This is a genomic window from Prevotella sp. CAG:592 (assembly GCF_000436015.1).
Lineage (GTDB): Bacteria > Bacteroidota > Bacteroidia > Bacteroidales > Bacteroidaceae > Prevotella > Prevotella pectinovora.
This window is the reverse complement of record NZ_FR892528.1, coordinates 1-8,614: the sequence shown is the minus strand read 5'-3', so window position 1 is coordinate 8,614 and position 8,614 is coordinate 1. Positions and strand designations below refer to the sequence as shown.

The 8,614-nt window shown below is 45.6% G+C and carries 7 protein-coding genes; 4 read left to right on the top strand and 3 right to left on the bottom strand.

Translation table 11 applies throughout. The features are described from left to right. Positions 1-39: 39 nt before the first annotated feature. Positions 40-357: a hypothetical protein gene (locus QVO99_RS02865; RefSeq protein WP_288176896.1), complete on the bottom strand. Its 318-nt coding sequence runs from the start codon at positions 355-357 to the stop codon at positions 40-42. 284 nt (positions 358-641) lie between these two features. Between QVO99_RS02865 and QVO99_RS02860 the strand changes: the two genes are divergently transcribed. Continuing rightward, positions 642-884, top strand: a complete 243-nt coding sequence (locus tag QVO99_RS02860) for a hypothetical protein (RefSeq protein ID WP_022316082.1) — start codon at positions 642-644, stop codon at positions 882-884. A 71-nt stretch (positions 885-955) separates the two neighbouring features. Here the strand turns inward: QVO99_RS02860 and upp are convergent, their stop codons facing one another. Both upp and QVO99_RS02850 read right to left on the bottom strand, forming a co-directional pair. Continuing rightward, positions 956-1,615, bottom strand: coding sequence for a uracil phosphoribosyltransferase (gene upp / locus QVO99_RS02855; protein WP_022316081.1), 660 nt, complete (start codon positions 1,613-1,615; stop codon positions 956-958). Positions 1,616-1,754: 139 nt separating this feature from the next. Then, entirely contained in the window at positions 1,755-2,075 is a 321-nt protein-coding gene (locus tag QVO99_RS02850) for a hypothetical protein (RefSeq protein WP_278841081.1), read from the bottom strand. 409 nt (positions 2,076-2,484) lie between these two features. Here QVO99_RS02850 and pckA point away from each other — a divergent pair, with 409 nt between their 5' ends. The 3 genes from pckA (at position 2,485) to QVO99_RS02835 (ending at position 8,325) form a co-directional block, all read left to right on the top strand. After that, on the top strand, positions 2,485-4,098 hold the full coding sequence (gene pckA / locus QVO99_RS02845; RefSeq protein WP_022316079.1) for a phosphoenolpyruvate carboxykinase (ATP): 1,614 nt from the start codon (positions 2,485-2,487) through the stop codon (positions 4,096-4,098). A 1,584-nt stretch (positions 4,099-5,682) separates the two neighbouring features. Beyond that, positions 5,683-8,064 carry a hypothetical protein gene (locus tag QVO99_RS02840; protein WP_022316077.1) on the top strand — a complete coding sequence of 794 codons (2,382 nt, stop codon included), beginning with the start codon at positions 5,683-5,685 and terminating at the stop codon, positions 8,062-8,064. A gap of 21 nt (positions 8,065-8,085) precedes the next feature. Further along, entirely contained in the window at positions 8,086-8,325 is a 240-nt protein-coding gene (locus QVO99_RS02835; protein ID WP_022316076.1) for a hypothetical protein, read from the top strand. Positions 8,326-8,614 lie beyond the last annotated feature (289 nt).

Genomic DNA, 8,614 nt, shown 5'->3' with positions numbered 1-8,614 from the left:
CTTCCCTTTGGGAAGGTTAGGATGGGTTGTCCTATGGGTTTATCCTGGTTTTTGTCTAAAATCACATCCCGTTTCTTTGTCTAAATCATATTCTGTTTTGTCTGCAATCATATAAAGAGGAAAAGCACCACGGAATAAATTATATCTACCCGTTGGCGGGATTAATTTATGTTGACAGATATGAGTAAAAGTTGTAAATATCGCTTGATTCTCAGTAAAATCAAGAATTGCCGAAAAAACTGTCAGACCATCTGGTTTTTTGCCGTAATATCCAGACAAACAAGCAATTGACCACCTTACGATTGTCAGCCAATTGTCTGGATGGTTTTGCTGATGGAAGGAATTGTCAGATAGCATGAACTGCATGAGTTGACTGAATCCCGAAATCAGAAATATGAGTATTACAACATTAACTTATTGGGCAGACGTCTGACTGCAATTCTGCCCATCCGGAGCAAGCACCGTGCCCATGATGAGAAAGCAGCGTACCCCAGTTGGGCAAGCACCGTGCCCAATTTTAACCCCAATCGGTCATTAATAAGCGTGCGCTAATTTAATTCCGCCAACATGTTATATCTGTGATAATACAGTGTCCATCATCATAAGGCGATGTTCCACCGGTCTAAAAATGAAAACACGGAATGACAATAGGTTTCGGGGCAAGCTGTACGCCATCTCCAATATCCCTTGCCACCATGTCATTTGAACAAAAAAACGGGCAAGGTGCTTGCCCACATGGGGCACGCTGCTTTCTCATCATGGGCAAGGTGCTTGCCCCGGTTGGGCAGATTTTACGCCAAGCGGTTGCCCAAAACGTCATGATGACCGACCGGGCTTTTGAAATAAAACGCCCTGCCCTTCCAGAGGAAGAAAGGCAGGGGTAACTTATGTCAGAAGATACGAAGTCTTCTTTAAACCCAAATCGGTCAAAACCTATAATCTATCCTGTAGTATCCTACAGCTTGTCGCCATAACACAAATCGCCGGCATCTCCGAATCCCGGAACGATATACTTATGCTCGTTGAGACCTGGGTCGATGGCGGCACACCATATCGTGGTGTTCTCCTCCGGCAGATGGGTCTTGATATAGTCCACACCCTCCGGCGTGGCTATGACGCACGCCACATGCACATGCTTGGGTCTGCCTTTCGACACGAGAGCCTCCCAGCCCAGCTCCATCGAACCTCCGGTGGCGAGCATCGGGTCGGCGATGATGAGCGTCTTGCCGGTCAGGTCGGGAGTGGCAAGATATTCTATGTGTATGCCCACCTGGGTATGCTCCTCGTCGGTGTATTTGCGGTATGCGCTGACGAAGGCGTTTCCGGCATGGTCGAAGACATTGAGGAATCCGGTATGGAAGGGCAGTCCGGCACGGAAGATCGTTGCCACCACCACATCGTCCACCGGCACGCTGACCTCTGCGTCGGCAAGCGGCGTATGCACGGTTTTCTGCTGATAGTCAAGCGTTTTGCTTATCTCGTATGCCATCATCTCGCCCACTCTCTGTATGTTGTTGCGGAAGAGCAGTCGGTTCTGCTGATAGTCCTTGTCGCGCATCTCTGCCAGATACTGGTTGATGATGGAATTCTGATCACTGAAGTTTATTACTTTCATATTTTTTCCCAATTATTTTGTTTGCTAAATCTGTTCTATGTTATTTTTGACGAAATATCCCCCTTCTTATAATTCATTATTGCAACGTGTAATTTGGAAGCAATATCTTTCTTCTTTTGTTTTTAAGAATATTCTTGTTTTATCGATATTTATATTCATGATCATGAAAGTCTTTCTTTGTCAAAATTCGTTTATCATACATTTTATTTCTAAGAATTTCTTCAATTGGATATTTATTTAATGTTTTACTTTTTATCACATACAAATAGCACGTATCAAAGTCTTGAAACAAAGCTCCTGATTTTGAGGCAGGCTTCACGTAATAGTATTTGTAGAATACAGTCTTTTTCCCAAGAATATTTCCTGAGATTGTATCATCAATACTAGACAAAGTAGAATCTGACGAATTGTAGATCCATTCCAAGCCGTTACTTATTGTATCACATACATTCATTTCCATAATTAAAGTATCGTTCGTGCTATTTTCGACCCAATGCCCTTTAGGTTTATAGTCAATAGTGCAAGAACATACTGGAAACAATAAAAATAAAAGAAATATTATTTTTATGTTATTATAAAATATTAAAACCCAATTTGTCATCCTTGCAAAATTAATCAATTGTAAGAGAATTTGCCATACATGATTTGCAAAAGATTATTAGGTAACAAGCATTTAAACTTCTTTAACCTAAAATTGTTTAGACGAGTGTTATTTTGGCAACCATCGCTTTGTTGAAAAATAGAATTTTACTACCTTTGCCCCGATTTTAAACAGTAGGTATACAGAAATCGATAGGTATTCTGCAAAGACAGATTCAATAGTTATTCAAGATAAAAAGAAATATTCACACTAAATACATTATTATAAAATGGCAAAGTTTGATAAGTCAGTTTTAGAGAAGTATGGAATCACAGGTACTACTGAGGTTCTGTACAATCCTTCTTATGAGGTGTTGTTCAACGAGGAGACCAAGGAAGGTCTCGAGGGTTTCGAGGTAGGTCAGGAGACTGAGCTCGGCGCCGTAAACGTGATGACTGGTATCTACACCGGCCGTTCGCCTAAGGACAAGTTCATCGTTGACGACGAGAATTCTCACGACACAGTATGGTGGACTTCTGAGGAATACAAGAACGACAACCACCGTGCTTCCAAGGAGGCTTGGACTGCAGTAAAGGAAATTGCAAAGAAGGAGCTGAGCAACAAGAAGCTGTTCGTTGTTGACGGTTTCTGCGGAACTCACAAGGACACCCGCATGAAGGTTCGCTTCATCGTTGAGGTGGCTTGGCAGGCTCACTTCGTTACAAATATGTTCATCCGTCCTCAGAACGAGGCTGAGTTCGACCAGGAGCCGGACTTCATCGTATACAATGCTTCTAAGGCTAAGGTTGAGAACTACAAGGAGCTGGGTCTGAACTCAGAGACTGCTGTAGTGTTCAACGTAACTTCTAAGGAGCAGGTTATCATCAACACATGGTATGGCGGTGAGATGAAGAAGGGTATGTTCTCTATGATGAACTACTTCCTCCCATTGAAGGGCATCGCTTCTATGCACTGCTCTGCAAACACCGACAAGAACGGTGAGAACACAGCTATCTTCTTCGGTCTTTCTGGTACTGGTAAGACTACTCTCTCTACCGATCCTAAGCGTAAGCTCATCGGCGACGACGAGCACGGATGGGACGACGAGGGTGTGTTCAACTTCGAGGGTGGCTGCTACGCCAAGGTTATCAACCTCGACAAGGAGTCTGAGCCAGACATCTACGGTGCCATCACACGCGACGCTCTCCTTGAGAACGTTACTGTGGACAAGGACGGCAAGATCGACTTCGCTGACAAGAGCGTAACAGAGAACACTCGTGTTTCTTATCCTATCTACCACATCAAGAACATCCAGCGTCCTTACTCTCAGGGCCCGGCTGCAAAGCAGGTTATCTTCCTGTCTGCAGACGCATTCGGAGTTCTTCCTCCAGTATCTATCCTGAGCGCTGAGCAGACAAAGTACTACTTCCTCTCTGGATTCACAGCAAAGCTCGCTGGTACAGAGCGTGGCATCACAGAGCCTACTCCTACATTCTCTGCTTGCTTCGGCCAGGCATTCCTGGAGCTCCACCCAACAAAGTATGCTGAGGAGCTGGTTAAGAAGATGCAGAAGAGCGGTGCTAAGGCTTACTTGGTGAACACTGGTTGGAACGGTACCGGCAAGCGTATCTCTATCCGCGACACTCGTGGTATCATCGACGCTATCCTCGACCACTCTATCGACGCTGCTCCAACAAAGACTATCCCATTCTTCAACTTCGTTGTTCCTACAGAGCTCAACGGCGTAGACACCAACATCCTCGACCCACGCGACACTTATGCTGACGCAGCTCAGTGGGAGGAGAAGGCTAAGGATCTCGCTGCCCGCTTCATCAAGAACTTCAAGAAGTATGAGACTAACGAGGCTGGTAAGGCTCTCGTTGCAGCTGGTCCTCAGCTCTAATCGCTGAACAGACGATACATCGCATGATGTTCCCGCTTGTCGGCTTCTCACGAAGCACTGACAAACTGGACATCTCACAAGAATAAGAATCCTGTCGGGCTTTGCCTGGCGGGATTTTTTTCGTTTCTGACAGGGTGGAACACAGCGATTAAACCCAAAGATAACCCATCCTAACCTTCCCCAAGGGAAGGAACAAGTTACTCTGCTTTGTCAAGACTTCAGCCAATCAATTCAGCCAATGAACATCAGCCCCCTCTCGTTCTCCCCCGTAGGGGAGATGCTGGTTACTCTGTATGTCGAAGGACTATCGATGTCCTGGTGTATCAGTCCCTCCCCTTCGGGGGAGGCTAGGTGGGGGCTGATATTCAACACAGTGACTGACTATAGGTTTATCCTGGTTTATCGCTCGTCACGATGTCAAGGTGCTGCGAAGCTGCACCGGAATATAGGCTGCGGCATCCCTGTTGAGAGCTTGCTCTCATAAAGGGATAATGCAGCCTGCGTTCCAAAGCCCTTAGGGCTTGACATCGTGACGGGTGTTTATCCTGGTTTTTGTCTAAAATCATATCTTGTTTTGTCTGAAATCATATAAAAAGGAAAAGCGCCACAGAATAAATAAATAATCAGTGATAATAATGTATCCATATTATAATAAAGACGATGTCCACACACCACACCAAAACGATATTATCCGTGATAAGCACAACGTCTGCGCAAACGTTTTCGTTAAAAAAAACGCATCCGATAATATAACGTATCATTCATCTATGTAACTTTGCAACAGATTATCCCAAACCGAATTACAAAAACAGACGAAAAAGCGACTCCATTCGTAAGTCAAAACAGACGTATAGAGAATCTACTCGTAAGCCAAAAGGAAACAGGCAAAAACCTGTCGACTAAGGTAAGGGAATCTATCTGACTCTACAACATAAAAAATTCGACATACAAGCACAGCGTCATGACGGCAGTTCCCCAAAAAGGAATTGCCACAATGACACAAGAAGGCGCAAGGCGGAGAAACGATGCCCACACCGGCGCCCCCAACACGTATATCAGAAGCGAGAACCAGGTACAACAGAAGAACAATAAATTAATATAACAACAAAAAAATGAAGAATCTACAAACAGGAACGACTTGCCTGTCGAGTTCTACCGGCAGCAAGCAGCACAAATGCAGGAGGTCGCTACAGCGACTAGCCACATTCGTAATTCTCTTTCTTTGCTCCATGACAGTAGCGTGGGCGCAAGGGACAACGACGGACAAGACTTTCACCTTTAAGCAAAAAAGACTTAGAGCATCAATCAAAAGATGAAGCTATAACGGCAACTTTCTCGAGCAAAGGACTTACTTTTAATGACAACAACGTCAAGTTCTCTTCAAAGGGAACTGGAAATCTTACCATCACCGCCTACGTTGCTACAATCAGCAAGATTGAGCTTAAGATAAGCAGAAATAAAACAGACAAGCCAGAAAAAATTACCCCAGTTACAGTTGAAAAAAGTGGAATTATTTCCGTTGAAGACGGGAAAACACCTCGCCAAATAACTGTAGATTGGAACAAAGACAATAACAATAATACCGTGACATTCTCTAGCGCTACTGGAGACCTCTTCGTTTTCGGTGCCACTATCTACTATCAGGATATTCCCGGTGAATTGAGACTTCTTTCTGTAACCGCCCCTACAATCACTCTGAACACCTACGAAACGACGACTTCACAGTTGTCGTTCACCATCACTCAGAAAGCAAAGGGGCAAGAAGGAACGACGCTCGAAACTTGGTACACCACAGATGGTTCTAACCCTAACTCGGCTGGAAATACAAAAAGAGTGAAGCTGGAAGGGACTTCTCAGACAGTGAAGATGGCATGGAGTAATAATGCCGATGTGACAGTGAATGCCTTCACGAAGCGTGTGAAAATAGGCGACGATACCAAATACAGAGAATGTGATAAGCAGGCATCAGAGTCGTTCAAGAACGATGGTTCTTGCGGCCTCGCTACTCCCGATATCACTCCTGGTGACCAGGCAACGGTAGCAACAAATCTCGATGTAACTATTTCAGACCAGCAATGGGCACAGGCTCCCTCCGGCAAGCTCAAGGTAAAATACGCAACAGAGGTAAGAAACAATGACGGCACCGTTACCACAAGTACTTGGACTGTAGCTGAATCATTGCCTGTAAAATTGAATCTGACAAAAACTTCTACAGTAAGGGCTTACGCAGAGTATACTAATAGCAATAACGAAGTAATAAAATCTGACATCGTATCACGCACATACTTCCTGCTCGACGCTAACACAACATATCTGAATACATCGGAATCACAGGAAGTTGGCACTACCGTTAAGGATATTAGCGGCATAACAATGACATACGGAGGCATAAAGGGAAGCAGCAACTTCACGGCTCTCTCTAAGAACGACAACACCCTCGGTTCTATCCACACAGTATCAGTCAAGGCATTGTATGGAACTGCTGACGTGGAGTCGGAACTCGGCGACGGAAAGATCGGTGGCGAGAACAAAAGCCATGAATATCTCCACTGCAATGCTTTAAGCCAGGAACTCCACGAGAGGACTTTCGCACTGCCGGCAGTGGGCAGCTTCTTCAAGTTTGAGCCTGATGCCAACGGAAAACTCACAGTATTCGTGGAGCAGCAGGGAGCTATCCATAACGTCGGCGGAAAGCTATACCCTGAGAAGGTTAGAAAGCGCCCGGTATACTTCCTCGACGAGACAGGCAAGAGCATACCTGCCAATTATGCCTACACATCATCAAAGGTGAACAAGGCTGCCTGGACAGAGATTCAAAATACAGACAATGCTTCCAATGACAACTTCTATACGAAGGAATACATGGACAAGCTGCAGGCATACTACCAGAATATCATCGACGGCAATAACCAAGACTTCACAAACTTCAACTCTGCCGTTGCCGACGCTGACAAGCGCAAGGCACTGACTCTCGGCACGAGCATCCAGCCTATCATCGTGCTCCACGAGGCTTGCAACGCCGATATTCTCAAGGGCGACGGCATGAGCGAGACCGGCGACACCAACTACGACCATACCGGATATATGCTGATCAGCGAGGGATACGTGACATACGAGTTCCCTGTAGAGGCTGGCAAAACTTACTATCTCTTCGCATCAAGAACGAAGCTCGCCCTCTCTGGTTTCTGCTTCGATAAAGATGCGGATTACAAAACTGAAAATTTGCAAAAGGTGACTCTCTACGGAGATAAAGACAATGCAACAACGATAGAAAGTCTGACAGTTGGCAATCAGTATAACGTAACTCTCAAAAACCGCACATTCCGCAGCGGCAGATGGTATTCCGTGGTATTGCCATTCAGCGTGAGCCAGAAGCAGATGAAGAGCGTGTTCGGTAATGACGTGAAAGTGTTGCACTACAACGACGTTGACGGTACAGACCTCAACCTCTTCGAACATTTCTATCAGATGATAGTCGGCGGTACTCCAGTGCTCGTGAAGCCATCACAGAAAGTGACTAATCCGGTATTCAACAACGTTACGCTGACAAGCAAAGAGGTAGTTGACATCGTGAACACAGGCTTCAAATGCACCGGTTCTTGGAACAACGTGGACTTCCCTGAATACTCTTACTTCATCGACGCCAAGACAAACAGCTTCTATCAGTATGACCCAACCAAGGTGGAGACAAACACAGTGAAACCTCATGCAGGAGCTTTCCGCTCATGGATTATCTCCACTTCTACCAACCCGTCAGAAGCAAAGCAGCTCACTATGCACATCAACGGCATTGAGGAGCAGGGCGAGACTACTGCCATCTGGAACGCCATCAGCGGAAACGACGATGCTGAGGTTGCCTCAAATGGCATCTACAGTCTGAGCGGACAGAAGATGAACGCCACCGACACTCGCAGTCTGCCAAAGGGAATATACATCGTGAACGGAAAGAAATTTATCGTAAAGTAAAACTTAGGGAGGACAGACAAAATGAGAAAAGAATATATATCACCAGAGACAACGCTGATTAAGGTGCACACCGAGAACGTGATGAACAACACGAGCATCGGCGTGAAGACCTATAATAACTTGACTGCCGAGAAGAATGGAGTGACACTGAAGAATAACTACGGCTTCAGCGACAAAGGCATCAGCATTTGGAACGGTACTTCTCAGCCAGAGACTGCCAAGGACAACAATGGCTTCAACCTTTGGGGCGATGAGGATTAAACCCCAAACGGCATAATGCTCGAATTGGGATAAACGCCAAACGGCATAATGACAGAATTGGGATAAAACGCCGAACGGCATAATGACCGTTTAGGGTTAAATGAAGCGGTTGAATGACGACTTCCATATCGTTGTTCAACCGCTTTTCGTTGTTTGTGCCTCTGATTATGACAGCCCATCATACGGGAGAGGTTAGGTGGGGGCAGATATGATTAAGTGGAGGCTGATGTCGTGAATAGGAGTAGGTCTCTCCGGTGATCATCATCAGCCCCCTCTCGTTCTCCCCCGT

Bases quoted from the DNA above. Each gene is read 5' to 3' on its own strand.
- pckA (WP_022316079.1), top strand. From the start codon at position 2,485: ATGGCAAAGTTTGATAAGTCAGTTTTAGAGAAGTATGGAATCACAGGT.
- QVO99_RS02850 (WP_278841081.1), bottom strand. From the start codon at position 2,075: ATGGAAATGAATGTATGTGATACAATAAGTAACGGCTTGGAATGGATC.
- QVO99_RS02865 (WP_288176896.1), bottom strand. From the start codon at position 357: ATGCTATCTGACAATTCCTTCCATCAGCAAAACCATCCAGACAATTGG.
- QVO99_RS02860 (WP_022316082.1), top strand. From the start codon at position 642: ATGACAATAGGTTTCGGGGCAAGCTGTACGCCATCTCCAATATCCCTT.
- upp (WP_022316081.1), bottom strand. From the start codon at position 1,615: ATGAAAGTAATAAACTTCAGTGATCAGAATTCCATCATCAACCAGTAT.
- QVO99_RS02835 (WP_022316076.1), top strand. From the start codon at position 8,086: ATGAGAAAAGAATATATATCACCAGAGACAACGCTGATTAAGGTGCAC.